General features: G+C 41.7%; 16 protein-coding genes. 6 read left to right on the plus strand and 10 right to left on the minus strand.

Going from position 1 to position 21,420, the window contains the following annotated elements:
* Positions 1-8 precede the first annotated feature (8 nt).
* On the minus strand, positions 9-836 hold the full coding sequence (locus tag PPIS_RS08125) for a DUF481 domain-containing protein (protein ID WP_010371252.1): 828 nt from the start codon (positions 834-836) through the stop codon (positions 9-11).
* A 17-nt stretch (positions 837-853) separates the two neighbouring features.
* On the minus strand, positions 854-1,171 hold the full coding sequence (locus PPIS_RS08130) for a DUF440 family protein (RefSeq protein ID WP_010371248.1): 318 nt from the start codon (positions 1,169-1,171) through the stop codon (positions 854-856).
* A 192-nt stretch (positions 1,172-1,363) separates the two neighbouring features.
* Here PPIS_RS08130 and PPIS_RS08135 point away from each other — a divergent pair, with 192 nt between their 5' ends.
* The 4 genes from PPIS_RS08135 (at position 1,364) to PPIS_RS08150 (ending at position 4,162) form a co-directional block, all read left to right on the plus strand.
* Positions 1,364-2,161, plus strand: a complete 798-nt coding sequence (locus PPIS_RS08135; RefSeq protein WP_010371245.1) for a crotonase/enoyl-CoA hydratase family protein — start codon at positions 1,364-1,366, stop codon at positions 2,159-2,161.
* Between the two features lie 111 nt (positions 2,162-2,272).
* Complete coding sequence (locus PPIS_RS08140) at positions 2,273-2,641, plus strand: CidA/LrgA family protein (protein ID WP_010371242.1); 369 nt, start codon at positions 2,273-2,275, stop codon at positions 2,639-2,641.
* Between the two features lies 1 nt (position 2,642).
* Positions 2,643-3,323, plus strand: coding sequence for an LrgB family protein (locus tag PPIS_RS08145; RefSeq protein ID WP_248694142.1), 681 nt, complete (start codon positions 2,643-2,645; stop codon positions 3,321-3,323).
* Between the two features lie 17 nt (positions 3,324-3,340).
* Entirely contained in the window at positions 3,341-4,162 is an 822-nt protein-coding gene (locus tag PPIS_RS08150; RefSeq protein WP_010371237.1) for a mechanosensitive ion channel family protein, read from the plus strand.
* A 42-nt stretch (positions 4,163-4,204) separates the two neighbouring features.
* Here PPIS_RS08150 and PPIS_RS08155 read toward each other — a convergent pair whose 3' ends face one another.
* Positions 4,205-5,101, minus strand: coding sequence for a mechanosensitive ion channel family protein (locus PPIS_RS08155; RefSeq protein WP_010371234.1), 897 nt, complete (start codon positions 5,099-5,101; stop codon positions 4,205-4,207).
* 170 nt (positions 5,102-5,271) lie between these two features.
* Here PPIS_RS08155 and PPIS_RS08160 point away from each other — a divergent pair, with 170 nt between their 5' ends.
* The gene (locus PPIS_RS08160; protein WP_010371231.1) at positions 5,272-6,795 is read left to right on the plus strand and encodes an amidase; all 1,524 of its coding nucleotides are present in this window, start codon (positions 5,272-5,274) and stop codon (positions 6,793-6,795) included.
* Positions 6,796-6,865: 70 nt separating this feature from the next.
* On the opposite strand, the gene PPIS_RS08165 is transcribed toward PPIS_RS08160, so the two are convergent.
* From PPIS_RS08165 to cysS, 7 genes are all read right to left on the minus strand, one after another.
* Positions 6,866-9,589 carry a response regulator gene (locus PPIS_RS08165; protein WP_010371224.1) on the minus strand — a complete coding sequence of 908 codons (2,724 nt, stop codon included), beginning with the start codon at positions 9,587-9,589 and terminating at the stop codon, positions 6,866-6,868.
* Complete coding sequence (locus PPIS_RS08170) at positions 9,579-10,178, minus strand: chemotaxis protein CheB (RefSeq protein ID WP_010371221.1); 600 nt, start codon at positions 10,176-10,178, stop codon at positions 9,579-9,581. The genes PPIS_RS08165 and PPIS_RS08170 overlap by 11 nt, the downstream gene beginning before the upstream one ends.
* Positions 10,150-10,953: a CheR family methyltransferase gene (locus tag PPIS_RS08175; protein WP_010371218.1), complete on the minus strand. Its 804-nt coding sequence runs from the start codon at positions 10,951-10,953 to the stop codon at positions 10,150-10,152. Before PPIS_RS08175 ends, PPIS_RS08170 begins: the two co-directional genes overlap by 29 nt.
* A 15-nt stretch (positions 10,954-10,968) precedes the next feature.
* The gene (locus PPIS_RS08180; protein ID WP_010371215.1) at positions 10,969-15,138 is read right to left on the minus strand and encodes a response regulator; all 4,170 of its coding nucleotides are present in this window, start codon (positions 15,136-15,138) and stop codon (positions 10,969-10,971) included.
* Positions 15,122-17,200: a two-component system response regulator gene (locus tag PPIS_RS08185; protein ID WP_010371212.1), complete on the minus strand. Its 2,079-nt coding sequence runs from the start codon at positions 17,198-17,200 to the stop codon at positions 15,122-15,124. The genes PPIS_RS08180 and PPIS_RS08185 overlap by 17 nt, the downstream gene beginning before the upstream one ends.
* A gap of 716 nt (positions 17,201-17,916) precedes the next feature.
* On the minus strand, positions 17,917-18,330 hold the full coding sequence (locus PPIS_RS08190) for a response regulator transcription factor (RefSeq protein WP_096040875.1): 414 nt from the start codon (positions 18,328-18,330) through the stop codon (positions 17,917-17,919).
* 966 nt (positions 18,331-19,296) lie between these two features.
* Positions 19,297-20,676, minus strand: coding sequence for a cysteine--tRNA ligase (cysS, locus tag PPIS_RS08200; protein ID WP_010371207.1), 1,380 nt, complete (start codon positions 20,674-20,676; stop codon positions 19,297-19,299).
* 200 nt (positions 20,677-20,876) lie between these two features.
* Here cysS and PPIS_RS08205 point away from each other — a divergent pair, with 200 nt between their 5' ends.
* Entirely contained in the window at positions 20,877-21,371 is a 495-nt protein-coding gene (locus PPIS_RS08205) for a peptidylprolyl isomerase (RefSeq protein ID WP_010371206.1), read from the plus strand.
* The last annotated feature ends 49 nt before the right edge of the window (positions 21,372-21,420 follow it).

Consider the following 21,420-nt stretch of genomic DNA (forward strand, 5'->3'; position numbering starts at 1 on the left):
TAGTCTTCTTAATCAAAGCTGTAAACTAATGTAGCACCAAGTTCGGTGTCTACCTTTTCTTTTTCATTTTCTGGCTGCGAATTATAACGGTAAATAAACGCAAACTTCAGCGCAATACCACCAATCACTTGTGTGACTAGCGCAGACTCAGCAAACAATCGGGAGTTTAAACCTGACAGCGATTGCTCAAAACTGACGTCTTGATTAAAGCGGGTACGCTTTGAAACGTTTCTTTCCCACTGCAATGCCATACGCAAAAGCTGGCCTTGCTCGGTTCTATCTTCTTCCGGCTCAAGCTCGATTTCGTTATCCACACGAGAGATAGACATACCGGGACCGATGTCGATATCTACCGTGTTCTTTCGTCCCTCATACACACGATTGCCATAACCTAGCGCAAATGTTGTGGTGTATTCCTTGCCATTAAACCTGTCACGCTCATAGTCGCCGTACATAAAGAACGAGGCGTTATCGTCCCCTAGTTTGTAGTTACCTTGCGCAGAGCCAAAGTAGCGCGACGCAGAGACATCCTCAACATCCGTTTCTGTATTGTGCTCGCGGCGATAAAGGCCATTGAACTTGAATTGATTACGCCACTTGGGGAAATCTTGGTAAAGATTACTTTTTAACTTAAATGACGTGTTTTGCGTATTACCTTTATTAACGATAAAGCCAAATTCAACGTCACCGTACAGCATTTCGCCCTTATGCTTTTGATGAATTTCGTCATCGGGCATTTTGCCATATTCGTGAAAATCTTCGAATGGATCCGTAGCTAAGCTTGGTAGCGAAACCAAGCCAATTGCAAATAAAGCGAAAGTTCTAAAAAACGGCACTGACAACTACTTTCCGGTTATTGCTTCCAAATGATATGACAAAACGGCGCATCTAAATCTCTGCTAATTAGGATCTTTGCGTACACCTGATCTGAGTCATCAAACTCGATACCGACCAAAACCTGAACGAAGTGCTCTGGTTCTGCTTCTTGTTCATAAGCAGTTATGCTCGACCAACTCTCGTCCGGCTCACTTTCTTCAATGAAACCACGATCTTCGCGATGTTCGTTGAACATATTGATATCGTGTTCTTCAAGATTATCAGGGGCCAACTCAAGGAAGATATCATATGCTTGGTGAGTGGCTTCTTCTATGCTACAAAGTCTTGCTGTCATGGACGCTAGCCTGTTGTTTTAAAATTGGCGCAATGATAGCAAAATGAGGTAAAACATAAATACATAGTCGCGATAATCAAACAGAAAATAACGCTAAATGGCGAACAAATTATCAGTAAAAGTTGAATGTTACGTCGCTTTTGAGTTATTACTCTAAAACTATCGCATAAAACCCGCAGGGAGCATCTCATCATGATTTCATTTTCCGAAGCGAACAACATCGCATTTGTGACCTTATCTCGGCCAGAAAAACAAAACGCGCTGTCTGTTGAAATGTTTGTTGGTTTAGATAATGCGATAAAGAAAATTAGAAAAAGCAAATCAATTAGAGCTGTTGTGATCCAAGGAGAAGGCGCACATTTTTGTGCTGGTCTAGATGTAAAAAGCGTACTGAATAAACCTTCTGGGATCATCAAGCTACTTAAAAAATGGTTACCTGGCAATGCTAACTTAGTACAAAGAGTCGTACTCGGCTGGCAAACTTTGTCTGTTCCTGTCATCGCCAAGATCACAGGCAATTGTTTAGGTGGAGGCTGTCATATTGCATTAGGCGCGGATATTCGTTTAGCCGACAGCAGTGCACAGTTTGCCATTATGGAAGCCAAATGGGGACTTTGCCCTGACATGGGTGGCAGCTTACTTTTGCCTGCCACAATGAACAAGGATAAGGCACTGCTGATGACAATCCATGCACAGCGAATAGATGCCCAGCAAGCACTAAAGGACGGTCTCATTACCGAGCTCTGTGATGATGTTGACGCAAGACTCTCAGAGTTACTCACTCAGTTTAGCGCACGCTCGCCCGATGCCATTGCAGCAATTAAGAAAGTGCATAATCGAGCCTACAACCAGCCCGCCCGTAAACTGTTATGGATAGAAACGTGGTCACAAATTAAATTGCTCGCCGCTAAAAATACCAAAATTGCGATGAAGAATGTCTCTGTAGCTGATGAGAATAAAAAGCCATTTTTGCCTCGCATGAAGTGGTAACGTTAGGTTGAATGCTTGTTTGCCCAAAGTATAATGGTCATCGCAATACGAGAGCGTACAATTAGGCATCATACATGTTAGCGCCATTGCAGTGCTGAGGATTTACATTTAATGGTACACAGAGCGAAGTTGATATTACGATTTGCACTAGGCTTTGCCATCATTTTGGCGTGTCTCTTTAGCGCTAAATGGATAATTCAGCTTAGTGCTTTACAGATCCCAGCCGCCCTACTTGGCATGGTGTTTCTCGTAATACTCCTTGCCACAAAAATCATTAAAGTAGAATGGTTAGCCCCCGCAGCAGAACCCATCTTAAAATATATGGCGCTGTTTTTTATTCCCGCCGGAGTGGGCTTGGTAGAGCATCTCAGTTTGTTTCAATCCCACTGGCTTATGCTGCTGTTATTGCTAGTTGGTGTTCCAACAATAAGTCTTGTATTGTTAAGCCCTATCGTTAAGAGCATAAAGTTTCGTGATTAATATGATTATGGCGTCAGCGCTCACTGTGCTGTTATTTTTTAGTGCACGCAAACTATATCAGCGTATCTCCTTACCGGTATTAAACCCTGTGCTGATCTGCATTTTGGCCATTTCGGCATTTCTACTATTCACGAAGTTCGACTACAAGATATATCAACAAGCAACGCTACCAATTCATTACTTGTTAGAACCAGCGGTCGTTGCACTCGCTTACCCTTTGTATAAACAATTTCACCAAATTAAACCGGTATTTTTTGCATTGTGCTTAACCAGTTGGTTGGGTGTTTCACTGTCTACGTTAAGCGCTTTTCTTATCTGTCAATTTTTTGCAGCCGATCCGCAGCTCTCAGCTTCAATGGCAGCTCTGTCGGTTACAACACCAATCACCCTACTCATTAGTGATTATCTCGGGGGGATCCCCGCTATTGCAGCGATTATGGTGATACTAATTGGTGTATTTGGTGGCGTGTTTGGACTACATATTTTGCACTGGTGTAAAGTTGACCATATGCAAGCGAAAGGCACTGCGCTTGGTGTTGCTTGCCATGCAATAGGCACAGCCGCAGCGATAGAGCATCATCCCATGGCTGGCGCTTTTGCTTCGGCGGCGATGACAATTACCGCCATGATAACTGCACTTTGGGTGCCTTTGTTTTATCATTGGTTGGCTACTCTAATTTAATAACTCGGGATACGACTGTGATCAATCAAGAAATCGAGCAAATAGAACACTATTACAACATTATTCGAGAGTATCTGGTGACGTACAGTTTCCAATTGCTCGCTGCGATATTCATCTTCCTTCTCGGTTTGTGGTTATCAAGAAAGCTGTCTAAAGCGACTGAAAACTTGATGCTAAAACACAATATCGATCCTGCTTTAACCAACTTTATTGGCAATGTGATAAAAGTCCTTATCATCGCCATGTTTGTGATTATTTCTCTTGGCAAGGTTGGCATCAGTATCACACCTTTTGTTGCCGCCATCGGTGCCGCGTCTTTAGGTGCAGGTCTTGCACTACAAGGTATGCTAGCAAACTATGGCGCTGGTCTTGCCATCATTGCTACCCGCCCATTTGTGATTGGCGATACCATCAGCATCAAAGGCGTTAACGGCCAAGTTAAAATGATTGAGCTTGGACATACCACGCTCATCAACGAAGACAAAGTAGAGATCACTATCCCAAATAAACATGTGGTGGGAGAAATTCTCCATAACTCGTTTGCAAACTCTCTGGTTAAAGGTGAAATAGGGATAGCCTATGATGCTGATTATCAAGGCGCATTAACACTTATCAATCAGGTACTCGCTGATAATGTAAAGGTCAGTCAAAACCCTAAGCCTCAGGTGGGGATTGAGGAATTTGCCGACAGTGCAGTGATATTGAGCTACCGCTACTGGGTGCCTACGACTTCACTTATCGAAACTAAATTAGAAGTGAATAAAGCGGTGTTTGCCGCGATTAAAAATGCGGAAATCGAAATTCCATTTCCGCAACGAGTGGTTAAAATCATTCAGTGAGTAAACTCAATAACGGCTAGCACCCTAGCCGTTATTCTACCCTCAGTTTTCATCAGGCTTTTCCATAGAAAAGCCACTGCGTAAATGAAGATCGCGCTGTGGAAACGGGATCTCGATTTGATATTTTCGAAAGGTATCATCGATAGCCCAAAGGTAATCAGAGACCAGTGCCGTTGGCCGCTTTACCTGCTCAGGTTGCACCCAAACTCCCAACGTGAAATTCAAGCTACTATCACCAAACCCTGTCATCCATACCGTTGCTTCTCGCCCCGGCGTATTCAAGGTATATTGAACATTTTTGGCCGCTTCCAATGCGGCACGCTTCACCTTCTCTTTGTCGCTGCCATAGGCCACCGAAAAAGGAATACGGAAACGACGATATTTATCCGACATTGTCCAGTTGGTAATTGTATTTGACACCATTTCCGAGTTAGGAATAAGCAGGTCGACGTTGTCATTTGTACGGATCCAAGTTGAGCGCATGTGAATGGCTATCACCTCCCCAACCACCCCATTGGTCAGCTCAACAAAGTCCCCAACTTTGACGGTTTTCTCTAGCAGTAACACCAGACCAGAGACAAAGTTATTCACCAGACCTTGTAGCCCCAAACCAATCCCAACGCCGAGTGCACTGGCAACAAGCGCTAATTCAGTGATCTCTATTCCTAAGGCCGTCAGCGCAATAATAAGACCGATAAATAACACGATGTAGTGAATGATCCTGCCTATCACATAGGCGGAAGTATGCTGGATCACCCCTTGCCTTGAAGCGAGACGATTAAATGCTAGTCGCAGGATCTTAGAGATCACCAAAGTCGCAACGATCACAGCGATAAATGAGAGTGCCTCTCCCACCTCTAATGAAAATTTACCTAATGAAAATAGCTTTTGATCAAGCCACGGAATATCTACGTCTATATCTAATGGTGCTTTTATCATGGTTATATTTTTTGTTATCTCGTGAAGTTAAGTGTGTGTGGCTAGCAGCAAAAATACAAGTTTTAAAGACGCCTTTGTTCAGGCTTCTCGCTTGACCTTTTACAGGGCTCGTGACTAAATAAAGGACAAATAAATAACAATAATACTACTGCGGATTGGTAAAATACGTCATGAAAAAATCCCTACTCGCTTTAACCACTTGTCTCGCGCTTGCGTTGCCAGCTTATAGTCAATCGCTTGCGGACCTTACCACGCTCGAAGTGCAAACCAAAATACAAAATCAAACTTTATCGGCAACGCAACTCACTGAGTTTTACTTAAAAAGAATTGCACAACTTGACGATAGTGGTCCTATGCTCAATGCCGTGATCACGCTCAATCCCAATGCTTTACAAGACGCTAAAAAGCTTGACGACGAACTACTCGCGGGAAAGTATCGAGGGCCACTTCATGGCCTACCAATTATTGTTAAAGATAATATCGACACCAGAGCGCCAATGGCAACAACCGCAGGCGCGCTCGCCCTGCAACACAATGTCAAAACCCAAGCTGCACCGCTTATCATCCAGTTAGAACAAGCCGGCGCTATCATCCTTGGCAAAGCCAATTTAAGTGAATGGGCAAACTTTAAATCAAGTTTCAGCTCGAGCGGCTACAGCACGCTCGGTGGTCAAACTAAAAACCCTTATGTGTTAGATAGAACACCATGTGGCTCAAGTTCAGGCTCTGCCGTTGCCGTCTCCGCAGGTCTTGCACTGCTCGCCATTGGTACGGAAACTGACGGCTCTATTGTTTGTCCTTCAGCACATAATGGTGTTGTAGGTATTAAACCGACTGTCGGTTTGGTTTCTGGCGAAGGCATTATTCCTATCAGTCATAGCCAAGATAGCGCTGGCCCTATGGCAAAATCGGTGATGGGCGCCGCTTTGTTACTCAATGCTATCGTTACCGATGCAAAACAGCCTATTGACTTTACTCAAGGCTTAAATACCGCCAGTTTCAAAGGCAAACGAATTGCTATCACCAGCCATGTAGGTCAGTTTCCACCTGCAGTTCAAGCGGTATTTGCAAAAGCCGTTGCGACCATGAAAGCAAATGGCGCAGAAATAATTGAAGGGTTAGACTTACCTGAGCTGGAAGCGTTAGGCTCCGCCGAATTGGATATTTTGCTCTATGACTTCAAGCATGATCTCAATGCTTACCTTGCCACGACACCAGAGCAGGTAAAAGTAAAAAACTTAAACCAGCTCATCCAATTCAACCAGCAACACCCTTCCACCATTAAGTACTTTGACCAATATTTGATAGAGGAAGCTGCAAAGAAAGGCGATATCACAGAACACCGATATCAAGAAGCCCAAGCTTTGGTTAAAAAATTTGCCCGCCAACAAGGCATTGATAAAATAATACAAGAACATCCCCTTGACGCATTTATCGCACCAACGAATACCCCAGCTTGGAGTATCGATATCATTAACGGTGATAATTTCTCCGCCTCCTCGTCATCTCCTGCCGCGATTGCAGGATATCCAAGCATTACAGTACCGATGGGTTTTCATCATGAGCTACCGCTGGGTATTTCTTTCTTCGCTGAGGCTTATAGCGAAGCGAAATTAATCAAGCTTACCTATGCTTTCGAGCAGTTGACTAATGCACGCAAAGCGCCTGAGTTTAAGACAACATTAACGCCTTAGCAGCGCAAATAAAAAGCCTCCGCACCACTGCAGGAGGCTTTCTGTTAAAAATGGCGGCAATACCGCGTTTTTATGCTCCTTTGTATTCAAGGTAACATTTCAGCTCAATTAAACTAGTTGTACATAAGGCCTCAAAATCAGTGATTACATCTGGAGTTGGTAGCTGTTTGTTGCTTTCACACTCTCTTTGTAATTTAGAACTAAGCTGACCAAGCTTTGAGCACCCTAGGTTCATCGCAGCTCCCTTAACTTTGTGAAAAAGCTTAGCCAACTCACCGACATCACCAGAGGTGAGACAAGACCTTAAATTAGAAATTTCTTCATCAATGCTGCGCTCAAAACTTTTAGATAAGTTACACAGAAGTGCTAAAGGTAAAGAGTTTAGTCTATCAATGTCCAATAACTCTGAGTCTGGTTCTCTAGTCATCTTAGGTGTTGCTTCACACTCACTACTCTCAATTGGTGGTGTGCTAACTTGTTCAGACCGTAGTTTTTTCGAGCATTTCTGCAGACAAGAGACCAAATCAGCTTCTACAACCGGCTTAGTCAAGAAATCAACCATACCTGTTGCTAAGCATTGCTTTTTATCTGCAACGGTTGCATTGGCTGTCAGAGCCACTATTTGGGGAGCTTGATCGCCATAAATACGGAACACTTCGCGCGTGGTTTGCAATCCATCAAGTACTGGCATTCTCATATCCATTAATATGAGATCATATTGCTTCTCGCAAAGCTTATCTAAAGCAATTTGTCCATTTTCAGCAAAGTCCGCTTTGTAGCCACATGCTCCAAGATAGTGCTTCATAAGTTCAATATTAACGAGATTGTCTTCTGCTACGAGGATCTTTAGTGGATAGTTTTCTGCTAAATAAGGTAATTGCTCAATCGCTTGGGTACTTCCACTATTGGATTCATGGCGATAACCTGCAAACAATGTGCTCATCAAGGCATCATAAAATGCCGATAACCTAAAAGGCTTATATGCTATATGCTCAAAAAGGTTCCGCGCGTTATTAGATAGTGTTGTCGATGACGAAAATAGCATCATTGGTGGCCCATATATGAGCTTTTCTTTTAATTGCGCAGCAAGCTCAATACCATTTACTTCCGGCATTTGGTAATCAAGAATCACCAAGTCTGCTGATTGCGCGTCTGACACTATCGCTTCTATATCTCGAGGGTCCTGAAAGGTAGAAACTTTCATTCCCCATAATTCAAGATTGTGCTTAATCACTTCAAGGTTTACTGACAAATCATCTACCGCTACAACGGTTTTCCCTCTTAAAGCAGGAAGTTCACCTTGAGTATAAGGACTGCTTGTTGTTGGATTAACTCTAACAGGTAACGTGAAAAAGAACTCTGACCCCTTGCCTTGGCGGCTGTTCCAACCAATTTCTCCACCTAAAGCTTCTACGATACTCTTGCAAATTGCCAGCCCCAGTCCTGTCCCTCCATATTTTCTTGTGGTGGCACTTTCAACTTGGGTGAACACATCAAACAATTTATGCTCGCCACTTTTAGGAATACCAATTCCAGTATCTTTTACCGAAAATCTAAGCACGGTATGAGGTAGCTCAACACCTGTTTTAGAGACATGTATTTTTACATATCCCTCTTTGGTAAACTTAATTCCATTGCTAATCAAGTTACAGAGAATTTGAGTAATGCGAGTTTTGTCAGCAATACATGTAACTTGCGCATTAGCTTCAATGTTATAGACAATTTCAAGGCCTTTTTCTTGGGCTTTATTTGCATATAACATGACACAATTTTCAACTAGTTCATTCAAATCAAAAGAAATATTCTCAAATTCCATCTTCCCTGACTCAATTTTTGAAAAATCCAAAACATCGTTAATCAAAGACAGTAAATGCTCACCACTATTGTGGATCGTTTGCAAAAAGTCAGCTTGCTTTTTGGAAAGGGACTCTCTTGCAAGTAGGCTCGTCATACCTAAAATACCATTCAGCGGTGTTCGTATCTCATGGCTAATATTCGCAAGAAATGTAGACTTAGCCTGATCCGCTTCCTCAGCAGCGCGACGCGCGCGCTCTTCTTCGGTGATATCGTCTAACACCACTAAAATTTGTTGTTGTTCATTGTGTTGAAACTGCTCTAAAGTGATAGTAAAAGTACGCAGTGATGTCCCTTCTTGGGGGCACCATAAGGTTTTAACGAGTCTATTATTGTTCTTTTCTTTTAATTTACTGACTAATGTATCTTGGCTAGCTAAATAGTCGCTCAACTCATTTTTTAGACTACAGTCCAAAGCGGGCTTATTAACCGCTTTCAAATCCGGTAAACCATTGGAGATAAAAATAGCGCTAGGCACTGAATTCAATACTGTTTCATTGAAGCAGCGCCAATATTCTGATTGAGCCATTGTGTGTTGTAACTCAATCTCCTTTCGCTTTAGCTCAACAAACACATTCACCTTAGCAAGTAGAATATCTTCGTTAAGTGGTTTGTGAATGAAATCGACTGCACCTAGTTGATATGCCTCAATTAGGTCTTCTCTTGATTGCTCACCTGCTGTGATGAAGATGATCGGTGTGGCAACTAAGGCTGGGTCATCCCTCATTAAGCTGGCCACTTCGAATCCAGACATATCTGGCATGTTTACATCTAACAAGACTAAGAAGATATCAGGGTGCTTTACTAACTTTTTCAATGCTTCATTACCGCTAGCCGCTTCAATGCGTTCTGCAGCCACATTTTTCAATAACTTTTGCAGCACAATAATGTTTTCTTTGCGATCATCAACGAGAAGTATTTTTGGTAAATTAGTATCCATGACTTGCTCCTGCAATAAGTTGTGCTATCGAATAGTGGCTAAGTTCAAGATCGATTTTTGTCGTACTTTTTGCCGCACTTACCATCTGCGGAAACTCACAAAGTTCAGGTGCAAGTATAGTTGTTAAGGCGTTGACCTGGCTCAGCCCTAACATACCCTGTACACCATCTTCATTGGCACCAGAGAGTAAAATCCCAATTGCTCGATGTTGGTAAACATTGGCAATACTTAAAAACAGATTGTCAATGGCGGGGCGACAACCGTGGATAAGTTCACCAACATCTAATCGAATACAGTGATCCGTTGAAATGCTGATATGTAGGCGTGAGGGGGCGATGTATATGTGGTTCTTTTCTAAGGGCGCACCATCTATTGCAATAGAGACAGGGTAACGGATCAAGTTAGATAACGTCTGTTGCAGCGCAAGCCCACCGATTTCACTAGAGTGTAGTACTAAAACCAGCGGCGGTATTATTTCTCCATTGAGTAAGCGACAGATAGAAATAAAATCAGACGTCGCACCGGCTGAGCCACCGATACCAATGACTTGACATACATCCTCAATTTCGTTTGTACACCGAATTTCCACTCGATAACTCCTTAAATTGCCGTGAATTAAGTAACGACTCCGACTCTCCGACAACCAAATATGCGTCTTTTTTCATCGCTTTTGAAATTGTTAACAGCACTTCATCCTGCGCGTGTTGAGTGTAATAAATAAGCATGTTACGGCAAAATACTAAATCAAACTCGCCCTCCGGTAAGGCTTTCGTCACATCACAAACAGAAAAAATAGTATGTTCTGTTAGGGCGGGATTAAAATGAACCACACCAGATTGATACTCAAAGTAATTGCGAAATTCCTGTTTTCCACCAGCGCTAAAATAATTGCACGTGAATTCTTTAAAATCTGAAATTTTGTATATCGACTTCTTTGCAACACTAATCGCCCTCGGGCTTATGTCATAGGCAAAGCTGCGTGTTTTCCCCAACATACCCAGTTCAAGCAACATAATATTTGCACTAAGAACTTCTTCACCTGTTGAACAACCAATATGCGCAATCTTATATTGTTTATTGCTATCCCAGTTTTGAGAGAGTAAAGCCCGAAGATATTTGAATACATGTGGTGCCCGAAACATACTAGTAACGTTGATCGTTACTTCGGCGAGCACATCACTACACTCCTTTTCACCAGATAAGATTTTTGGAATCAACTCTGTGATATGCGACACGCCTAACTCGTTTCCAGCTTTAATAATTCGCTGTTGTAAAAAGTCATCGGAGTAACGTTCAAGTACATAACCATTCTTGTATTCCAACGCTCGTACTACAAGACCTATTGAAAACGCATCACTTTGCATTACTCTATTTACTCTCTATCGCAACCAAACATGTAACACTGACATTAAGCGTTTGCTATCAACCGGCTTTGAGATAAAGTCATTCGCACCCACATCAATACATTTAACTCGCTCAGTTGCCATCGCTTTTGCAGTAACGGCTATTATAGGTACTGTTTGCCATTTATCGTTTTCCCGTATCTTTGCAATAGCTTCATAACCATCCATCACGGGCATCATGATATCCATCATCACCAAGTCAAACTCTTGTTCTGTCATTAACTCTAGCGCTTCTGCGCCATTGCATGCCTTGCTTACTTCAATTCCCTCTTTGTTTAACACCTTAGCTAAAGCAAAGGTATTGCGCATATCGTCATCAACTAGCAACACTTTTTTACCCTTTAAGCTATTAGCATTATGTTGATATTGATACAGCAGCTCCCTTTGCATCTCTGGCAACTCAGATTCTAAGCGATGCATAAATAATGTTGTTAATTGAATTAAATGGGCTTCTTGCGCATCTTCGGATACCACAAAATGTCCCTGATACGCCTTGAGTTGTTGGCTCAGGACTTCAGGCGATTGCGCGTTGTATAACAAAACTTTCGGTGGGATATCGTATTCTAATATGGCATCGAACAATTTCATCAGTTGCTCAGACCGAATGCAGGTTGCGTCGATTAAAATTAGGTGGGGCTTAATCTCCTTGAATAACTTACAAGCAGTGGTAATATCATGACAAGATTCAAGCGCGACGTTTTGCTGTTCAAACACCGTTTGCAACCGTTTCAGTTCAACCAATGACGCAATCATTAAAAGCTGCATAACATGCTGTTGATTTTCAACAGAGATCTGATTAGCAAGCCGCTCAATATCGTCGTCTTTCAATGGTTTATTCGTTATCCCTAAAGCACCAAGCTGAAGTACATTTTCAACATTTATTTCAAGCCCGGTGATGATTTCAACCGGTATTCTCATCGTTTCGGGGTGACGCTTTAATCTTTGTAGCAGACGCACGCCATCTTCGTCAGGCAGACCAACATCCAGTAAAATACCATCGGGTAACATAGACACAGCCAACTTGAAGCCATCCGCCGCACTGTGTGCTAGAGCTGAGTTAAAGCCATGTTTAGCTACCATCTGTGCAATTATTTTCGCTAACTGAACATTATCCTCAATTACAAGTATTACTTTCTCTGCTTTAGAAGGCACTTCAACAGCTTGCTCTGTTTTAGTCATTCCTTCATTACTCTCTAGGACAGAACCAGCTTGCTCACCAACTAGCATTGAAGTCGATTTTTCGACTATCTTACGGGAGATATCTCCTAGATTGTCTGGCACAGATAAGTGCGTTTGCTTTGACGAGCGAATATCAACATTACTGGCCCTCCCATTTAATGGTAATGTCAGCTTGAAAGTGCTACCTTTACCCACTTCACTGTCAACAGATATCAGTCCCCCTAGCAACTCGGTTAACTGTCTTGAAATTGTCAGCCCCAGACCAGTACCACCAAATTTTCGACTAGTAGAGCCATCTTCTTGCTGAAAAGCCTCAAATATTAATGACAATTTAGACGTGCTAATCCCTATACCAGTATCTCTTACTATAAACTCAAGCGCATCGCCCATATCCTCCAAGGTTATTTGCTCGGTACTAAGAGTGACTTTTCCTTCACTAGTAAACTTAATTGCATTACTCAACAAGTTTTTCAAAACTTGCTCTACACGCTTTCTATCAGAGTTGATAAGCACTCCTTGGCAATGATCATTAATTTCGAAGTGAATATTTTTCCCATTTGCCACTGGAGTAAACATTCTTTTCATGTTTTCAAGCAGTAAGTTAACTGAAAATTCTTCTTTAATGATCTCTAACTTACCAGCTTCTATTTTTGATAAATCTAAGATTTCATTGATCAAACTGAGTAAGTCATTACCGCTTTGGTGAATAATGGTTGCGGATTCGACATCTTCGTCTGTTAGCTGCCCACTCTCATTGTTCATAAGTCCTTTTGCCAATAACAACAAACTGTTAAGTGGTGTACGTAACTCATGCGACATATTCGCTAGAAACTCGCTTTTATATTTGCTCGCAAGTTGAAGCTCATCGGCCCTTGCTTCGAGCTCAGCTTTCAAGGTGTTAAGTTTGAGATTTCGCTGCTCTAACTCTTCCTTTTTCTGTTCTAATTCAACGGTTTTCTGCTCTAAATCAACATTACTTTGCTCTAATTTGTCTTGCTTTCGTTCTAAGTCCGCTTGAGTCGATTGGAGTGTTTGCGTTTGCTCTTCCAATAAACAGCTCTGCTTTTGCGTTTTTTCGAGTAGCTCATCCACCTTTTGCCGCGCTTGCAAAATATTCAGCATAACAGCAATAGACTCACTCGATTGAGCGAGAAACTCTTGGATGACCTCATCTTGCTTTTCGCTATATGCAATCTCAATAATACCTTTTAGATCTTCTTCAATTAACAATGGCAAAAAAATGATTTCCGTTGGCTGAGCTTTACCTAAGCCAGAACTGACCTCAATATAGCCTTCAGGTACAGGGCTAAAGGTCACTATTTTCTTTTCTTTCATGACTTGCCCAACTAACCCTTCGCCAACCTCAAATGTATGTGTCGACTGCTTCCTATTGTCAAAAGCATAGCTAGCTTGCAACTGGCACTTATCCTGTTCAACGAGATATATGCCGCCAACACATGCTTTTGTATAGCTCGCAAGATAATGTATTGAAGCTTCAGCCAACAGAGCCGTTTTGTCGATGCTACGCAACTCAACATTTAGCTGATTTAAGCCATTTTTAATCCAGCTCTGGGCCCTATTCTCCATCTCGCTCCGTTGCAATGATTCAAGCATGTCGCGCAACGCCGATGAGAGTCGATCTTTGGGTCCTCGCTGCTGTATATCAATATTATAATTATGCTTGGCTATCTGGTTTGCCTGCTGCTCAACTTGCTTAAAACTCAAACGCATATCCGACAAAGTTCGAGCGATTAAATCTCGCTCGCTTCTTTGCGAAAACTCCACATCCAGCTCTCCTTGAGCCATCAGTTGTGCTTTAGCTAAAATAGCTTTGAGATTATCAGATACTGTATTTACGGCTGTGGACAATTCATGTAATTCGTCATTGCTTGATAGAGTAAGTCGTTCACCATCAAGGAACCCCTGAGCAAGCTCTTCTGATTTATGTTGAATTGCACCAATAGAGCGGGTGAGAAAACGTGAGAACCCCAGTGCAACAAAAAGAGACAGAAGTATTGCAACCAAGGTGGTTACCCAAATAATATTGAGGATGGCATTTTCAGCATCAAATAAAGCTGTCACATGCTCTTCTTCTTGAATAGACATCATCTGGTCGAGTTCATCGACCGTTAGATTAATATCATTTACTAAAGGGATTGCGCGATTCGTTAAAATAAATTGCGCTTTGTTCCAGTTTTTTTTATTCCTTTCCGCCACAATGTTTTTTGCACTATCCACATATATCTCTTTGTTGCGTAGAATATTCAACCACGATGCGGAACTGCCCATCGTTGATTGATAGCTAGTATCTATACTGTCAATAACACTGCTAAACTCACCCAGCTTGCTGTAAAGCTCTGACTCGCCACCATCAAAATCACCTGAAAGATAATAGCCAAGTTGAGCTTCAATTAACGTCGTAATATAGCGAAGGTTGGCGAGTTGAATAGAAGCCTGTTGCGGCACTTGATTCGTGTTAATTAACGTTGACAGACTTTCTTGTAAGCTTTGAGAAGAGGGTTTAAAACTATTTGTAAATAAGTCTTTCGAGACCGTATTTTCACGACTCCAGGCGATATTCTCGATATCGTATTGGATCTCCCTAAACTGCTTCAGCTGTGCATTCAATTCGTCGAGTGAAATAGCTATACGACCACTTAACTTCATTTCAGATAAGCGTGTCGTTTGCCTATCAATAATTCGCCAAGACTTAGCTCTTTTTGCGATAAAATACTTGCTTTCAGTCTCTATATTCCCCAACAGCATATAACCACGTAGCAACGCGAGAGAAGTTTGTAATTCAGTTTCTATTACACCTAACGATCTGACCATTGGTAGCACATGATCAGAAAGGTACTCTCGCATCGTTTTTACATCTACCGTTTTTTGATAGATAAAAATCGAAGAAAATACCACTATCAATAAAATTGAAGAAAATGTAACGGTAAGTTTATGTGCCAGCTTCATCGATGTTCCCTTTGCTTTGTTCATCCAATACGGATAGGAATGCAGCCTCAGGCATTGGCTTATAAAACAAAAAGCCCTGATACATCTCAACACCAAGCTGAGTCAAAAAAGTAAATTGATCGCTATTCTCGACCCCTTCTGCAACCACCTTCAAATTCAACGCATGTGCCATATTGATGATGGCGGTGGCGATTGCCACATCGTCTTTACTGTGTGGTAAATCATCGACGAAGGATTTGTCGATCTTCAGCTTTTCAATAGGTAGCCTTTTTAAATACGCCAGTGAAGAATAGCCGGTGCCAAAGTCATCTATTGAGATGGTAATACCCCGGTCTTGAAACTCTTTTAAAATGAGCACAGCACTTTCAACATCATGTAGTATTGTTGATTCGGTTATTTCTAACTCAATGTGCTGCGACGAAATATTCCATTCATCCATAGTACTAAACATAAAGTCACATAATCGCGGGTCCAAAAACTGTTTCCCAGAGAGATTAAATGCAATTTGGATCGTTAAGCCGGCGTCATTACATTTAGCCAAGAAACAACATAATTGCCGAAAAAGTAACTTACCTAGACCAATGATTAGGCCTGACTGCTCAGCGATCGGAATAAAATCAGCGGGCGAAATAAATTGGTTATTTTGATTTCTCCACCTTACTAGAGCTTCTGCTCCTTGAATTGTTCCATGGGCATCAATTTTAGGCTGATAATAGAGCTCAAATTCATCGTGCTCGATGGCATGATGAATCGCTTCCTCTAGCTCTACTCTGTCTTTTAAAGATACCTGTTGCGTAGGTTTGAAGACTCGGACTCTATCACCATCTTGTTGAATTAGACCCGCTAATGCAATTTCAGCATCACGCAAAATATCATGTGAGTATCGATATAAATGCGTATCAAAAACTAACGACGCAGAAAAGCTAATATGAAGCTTTTTTTCACCTGCTAATAAAGGCACCATCATCGTTTCCAATACTTCCTCATTCAGCCATAGCAACACCTCGTTTATAGGAGCGGGGTTTTCTATAACAAACGCTAGTTTATCGTTTGCTACTCTGGCTAAAGTGCTTTGAGGCTGTAGTACACTCGTAACTCTATTTGTAACTTCAACGGCCATGTGATCGCAAAAGTGGTGACCATAACTGTCACTGATCAATTTATAGCGATCGATAGAAATCAGCACCACAGCAAAGCTAGTAAGCTGCTTACTTTTCCGTGCTTGAATGTACATATCAAGCTTATCGAGAAAAGCCGAAGTATTTAGAGTTTGAGTCAGTGGATCCAGTACCTTGCGTTCAGTAATATCACTTATTGAACCGGCCATCCGATAGGGCTTACCATTATCAAAACGTAAAGCGGAACCGCGCATCAACAACCACCTAAATGCGCCACTTTTATTTTGCATTCGACATTCATATTCAAAGTAGTCTGTCACTCCAGACAAATGTGCACGCAAGGCTCGTTTAAAACCAAGCATGTCATCGTCATGTAAGCGCGTTACAAATGTGGAAAAATCGGGCTCTACTTCGCCCTCTTCTAGCCCTAATATCTGTTTCCATCTAGCGGAAAGGTAAATCTCATCTGTGGTAATAAACCAGTCCCACAGAGCATCATGTGCTCCTTTTGCAGCAAGTGCGAAGCGTTCATTTGCAACATCAACATCCTGCTTTAGTCTCTTAATAGTCAAAATGGTACCAATACGAGCCATTAATACCTGAATGTTTATAGGTTTAGCTACAAAGTCGTTAGCTCCTAATTCTAAACATTTCACAACATTGTTAGTCTCATCATCACCGCTAATCATGACAACAGGCAGTGAAATAGCAGAGTGTTTTGCTCTTATAGAAGTAAGTACTTCAACCCCTGACCCATCGGGTAGACCAATATCCATCAGAACAATATCAAAACGATTTTTTGCCAGACAGTCATACGCCATAGCAACACTGTCTCCAGCGACAATCTGCTCAAATTCATATATTTTTAAGCATTCGACAATTAACTCTCGGCTTACGAGGTCATCATCAACAACTAAAATGCTCACTTTTTTGTAATCTGGCATAATCCTTCTAACATCCTTAATTCGTAGTGCTCAGAGTGATCAACATTAGACTTGCGTTAAATTCACTTCCAATAGCCAGCTATTGGTGCGTAACCTCGCCTTGCCATCTCAAAAACTCCCTGGTTAGAAAAGGAAATAATTTAATATATTTTTAAAAACAATGAGTTAACTCATTCGTTACTCAAGCCTCGGGTTAATTATCTAACTTCCCGCGACTCTAACTTCAAAGATGAGCATACTGAGATCCCCAATACTATTATTAAAGATTAGTCTAAAAAGTGTATGTTGATAAATATTTAACCAACTAAGTCAGCAAGCTTTTAACTGCTGATGAAAGAGCTGGTTGTCCTCTTTCCAATTTAGATATGAACTATCTAACGATAGGTAAGTACATAGTATCTTTGTACGAGGGTGCCAATATCTCCGCCTCGAATGTAGAGGAAAAAGATAAAACACTTAGTGAAAATATTAGAAGTGAGTTTTAGTTAAAGGCTGTGATAGGGCCTGTTTATCCTGCAAGTTTGTTTTTGCAGCAGTTTGATTGGTATTTTACAAGACAGAGCCTGCGTAACATAGTTATTCTATGTGAGTCAGGCGATAAAGACTCTGTGCCCCTACAAAGTCACCTTACCCCACATCCTTGTGGGGTAACACAGAAAAATGCCAATCCAGCGCTGCCCTTTGGGTTCACCTGAGTGCGCTTTGTTCATTGTTGCTCAACTTTTGCCTAGATTATGCTTTAGTCTCTTAATAGTCAAAATGGTACCAATACGAGCCATTAATACCTGAATGTTTATAGGTTTAGCTACAAAGTCGTTAGCTCCTAATTCTAAACATTTCACAACATTGTTAGTCTCATCATCACCGCTAATCATGACAACAGGCAGTGAAATAGCAGAGTGTTTTGCTCTTATAGAAGTAAGTACTTCAACCCCTGACCCATCGGGTAGACCAATATCCATCAGAACAATATCAAAACGATTTTTTGCCAGACAGTCATACGCCATAGCAACACTGTCTCCAGCGACAATCTGCTCAAATTCATATATTTTTAAGCATTCGACAATTAACTCTCGGCTTACGAGGTCATCATCAACAACTAAAATGCTCACTTTTTTGTAATCTGGCATAATCCTTCTAACATCCTTAATTCGTAGTGCTCAGAGTGATCAACATTAGACTTGCGTTAAATTCACTTCCAATAGCCAGCTATTGGTGCGTAACCTCGCCTTGCCATCTCAAAAACTCCCTGGTTAGAAAAGGAAATAATTTAATATATTTTTAAAAACAATGAGTTAACTCATTCGTTACTCAAGCCTCGGGTTAATTATCTAACTTCCCGCGACTCTAACTTCAAAGATGAGCATACTGAGATCCCCAATACTATTATTAAAGATTAGTCTAAAAAGTGTATGTTGATAAATATTTAACCAACTAAGTCAGCAAGCTTTTAACTGCTGATGAAAGAGCTGGTTGTCCTCTTTCCAATTTAGATATGAACTATCTAACGATAGGTAAGTACATAGTATCTTTGTACGAGGGTGCCAATATCTCCGCCTCGAATGTAGAGGAAAAAGATAAAACACTTAGTGAAAATATTAGAAGTGAGTTTTAGTTAAAGGCTGTGATAGGGCCTGTTTATCCTGCAAGTTTGTTTTTGCAGCAGTTTGATTGGTATTTTACAAGACAGAGCCTGCGTAACATAGTTATTCTATGTGAGTCAGGCGATAAAGACTCTGTGCCCCTACAAAGTCACCTTACCCCACATCCTTGTGGGGTAACACAGAAAAATGCCAATCCAGCGCTGCCCTTTGGGTTCACCTGAGTGCGCTTTGTTCATTGTTGCTCAACTTTTGCCTAGATTACTAGGCGGCAAGTCGAGTGTCGCGATCAAAACACACTCAGGAGAACAAAAATCAAACAGCAAAGGTCAACAGGCCCAAGAGAATAGTTCGAATGACATCAGCCCATTTGATTACATAGATCAGCATAATACTAGAGGCTACTTATCTCGCAATTTTTTAAAAACCCTACTCCAGCGCCCTGTGTCACCAAGACAGCTAGAGAGGCTATTCATTATCCTAAACTACGGTTAATTAAGCTTTACGCCAAGTTGTTTTGCCCGCGCTATCTTCTAACACAACGCCTAAGGCAGTTAGCGCATCACGCGCTTCATCCGCTGCAGCCCAATCTTTATTTTCACGAGCGCTGCGGCGCTTTTCAATCAATGCTTCGATTTGCGCCACTTCGTCGTCGTCTTGTTCGCCCTGTAAGAAAGATTCAGGGTCTTGCTGCGCAATACCCAAGATTTCCGCCAGTTTCACAAGAATAAACGCGTGCTCACCAGCAGCTTTTGCGTCACTATCTTTTAAGCGATTCACTTCTTTTGATAATTCAAAAATCACTGGCAGTGCTTCCGGCGTGTTGAAGTCGTCGTTCATTGCTGTCTCAAAACGTTCAGCGTAAGCATTACCTTTAAGCTCGATTTCCACCAGTTCAACGCCACGTAGCGCAGTGTAAATACGCTCAAGCGACGAACGTGCTTGTTCAAGGTTTTCTTGTGAATAGTTTAGCTGGCTACGATAATGACCATTGATCAAGAAATAGCGTACTGTTTCTCTATCAAAGGCTTTAAGCACTTCACGTACGGTAAAGAAATTGCCAAGAGACTTAGACATTTTCTCTTTGTTAACTTGTACCATGCCGGTGTGGATCCAAGTGTTCACATAACGGCCGTTATTTGCGCAGCAAGATTGAGCGATCTCGTTTTCATGGTGCGGGAACTGCAGATCTGACCCCCCACCGTGAATATCAAAAAATTCGCCCAAATGCTTTGAACTCATTGCGCTACACTCAATGTGCCAACCTGGACGACCTTCGCCCCACGGAGATTGCCACGCAGGCTCACCCGCTTTGGCTTTTTTCCACAATACAAAGTCGAGCGGATCATCTTTGTCTTGCGCTACCTCAACGCGTGCACCCGCTTGTAGCATTTCTAAATCTTGCTGAGATAACTGACCATATTGCTCAAACGTTGAAACATCAAACAATACATCCCCGTCCTTCGCAACGTAAGCATGGCCTTTTTCAATCAAGCGCGCGATCATCTCGATGATTTCGTCCATATGCCCTGTTACCGTCGGCTCAATATCCGCAGGTAACATGTTCAATGCGGTAAAGTCTTCATGCATGGCTTTAGTCATGCGAACCGTTAGGTCATTAATCGACTCGTTGTTTTCCGCGGCGCGTTTAATGATTTTGTCATCCACGTCAGTAATATTACGCACATATGTGACGTCATAACCTAAATAACGTAAATAACGGTTCATTACGTCAAATGAAACATAAGTGCGTGCGTGTCCTACATGACAGAAATCATAGATAGTGATACCACACACGTACATATCAACCTTGCCTTCTTTGAGCGGTTTAAAAGGGGCTTTTTGGCGAGTGAGTGTGTTGAAAATCTGCAACATGTAGTTTTCTTCCTAAGTACGGTTCATTTTTTTAACAAAAGTGCTTTTAATCATACCACCTGCATAGCAGCGCCTCTAGATTTTAATAACGAATTACAGCAGTTTTTTGATTTTTTACACTGATTTTTAAGGAATGCTTTTTCACAAAAGCCCAGTTGATATAAAATAGGCTTTTATCATTCAACACGATGGACACTAACATGGTTGTTTTAGAAACAAATCACGGCGAAATCCGTATTAATCTTTTCGCTGACAAAGCGCCTGAAACGGTAGCTAACTTCCTAAACTACGTAAACAGCGAGTTTTATAACGGTACTATTTTCCACCGTGTAATCGACGGCTTTATGGTTCAAGGTGGCGGATTCGCATCGGGTATGGAACAAAAACCAGTTGAAGCACCGATCAAAAACGAAGCAAACAACGGTGTTGCAAACAAAGTGGGTACCCTAGCAATGGCACGTACGCCAGATCCACACTCTGCAACTGCACAATTTTTTATCAATGTTAACGACAACGACTTCCTTAACTTCTCAAGCGAAACATCGCAAGGTTGGGGTTACTGTGTATTCGGTGAAGTTGTTGAAGGCATGGACGTAGTAAATAAGATTAAAGGTGTTGCTACTGGTTCTTCTGGTTTCCACCAAGACGTACCGCTTGAAGATGTGATCATCGAAAAAGCATACGTTGCTGAGTAATATCCTACTTTTTATTCAAGGCCAGTATTTATGCTGGCCTTATTAGTTT

The sequence above is a fragment of the Pseudoalteromonas piscicida genome, from assembly GCF_000238315.3.
GTDB lineage: Bacteria > Pseudomonadota > Gammaproteobacteria > Enterobacterales > Alteromonadaceae > Pseudoalteromonas > Pseudoalteromonas piscicida.

Bases quoted from the DNA above. Each gene is read 5' to 3' on its own strand.
- PPIS_RS08130 (WP_010371248.1), bottom strand. From the start codon at position 1,171: ATGACAGCAAGACTTTGTAGCATAGAAGAAGCCACTCACCAAGCATAT.
- PPIS_RS08135 (WP_010371245.1), top strand. From the start codon at position 1,364: ATGATTTCATTTTCCGAAGCGAACAACATCGCATTTGTGACCTTATCT.
- PPIS_RS08140 (WP_010371242.1), top strand. From the start codon at position 2,273: ATGGTACACAGAGCGAAGTTGATATTACGATTTGCACTAGGCTTTGCC.
- PPIS_RS08145 (WP_248694142.1), top strand. From the start codon at position 2,643: ATGATTATGGCGTCAGCGCTCACTGTGCTGTTATTTTTTAGTGCACGC.
- PPIS_RS08155 (WP_010371234.1), bottom strand. From the start codon at position 5,101: ATGATAAAAGCACCATTAGATATAGACGTAGATATTCCGTGGCTTGAT.
- PPIS_RS08160 (WP_010371231.1), top strand. From the start codon at position 5,272: ATGAAAAAATCCCTACTCGCTTTAACCACTTGTCTCGCGCTTGCGTTG.
- PPIS_RS08165 (WP_010371224.1), bottom strand. From the start codon at position 9,589: ATGGATACTAATTTACCAAAAATACTTCTCGTTGATGATCGCAAAGAA.
- PPIS_RS08175 (WP_010371218.1), bottom strand. From the start codon at position 10,953: ATGCAAAGTGATGCGTTTTCAATAGGTCTTGTAGTACGAGCGTTGGAA.
- PPIS_RS08180 (WP_010371215.1), bottom strand. From the start codon at position 15,138: ATGAAGCTGGCACATAAACTTACCGTTACATTTTCTTCAATTTTATTG.
- PPIS_RS08185 (WP_010371212.1), bottom strand. From the start codon at position 17,200: ATGCCAGATTACAAAAAAGTGAGCATTTTAGTTGTTGATGATGACCTC.
- PPIS_RS08190 (WP_096040875.1), bottom strand. From the start codon at position 18,330: ATGCCAGATTACAAAAAAGTGAGCATTTTAGTTGTTGATGATGACCTC.
- cysS (WP_010371207.1), bottom strand. From the start codon at position 20,676: ATGTTGCAGATTTTCAACACACTCACTCGCCAAAAAGCCCCTTTTAAA.
- PPIS_RS08205 (WP_010371206.1), top strand. From the start codon at position 20,877: ATGGTTGTTTTAGAAACAAATCACGGCGAAATCCGTATTAATCTTTTC.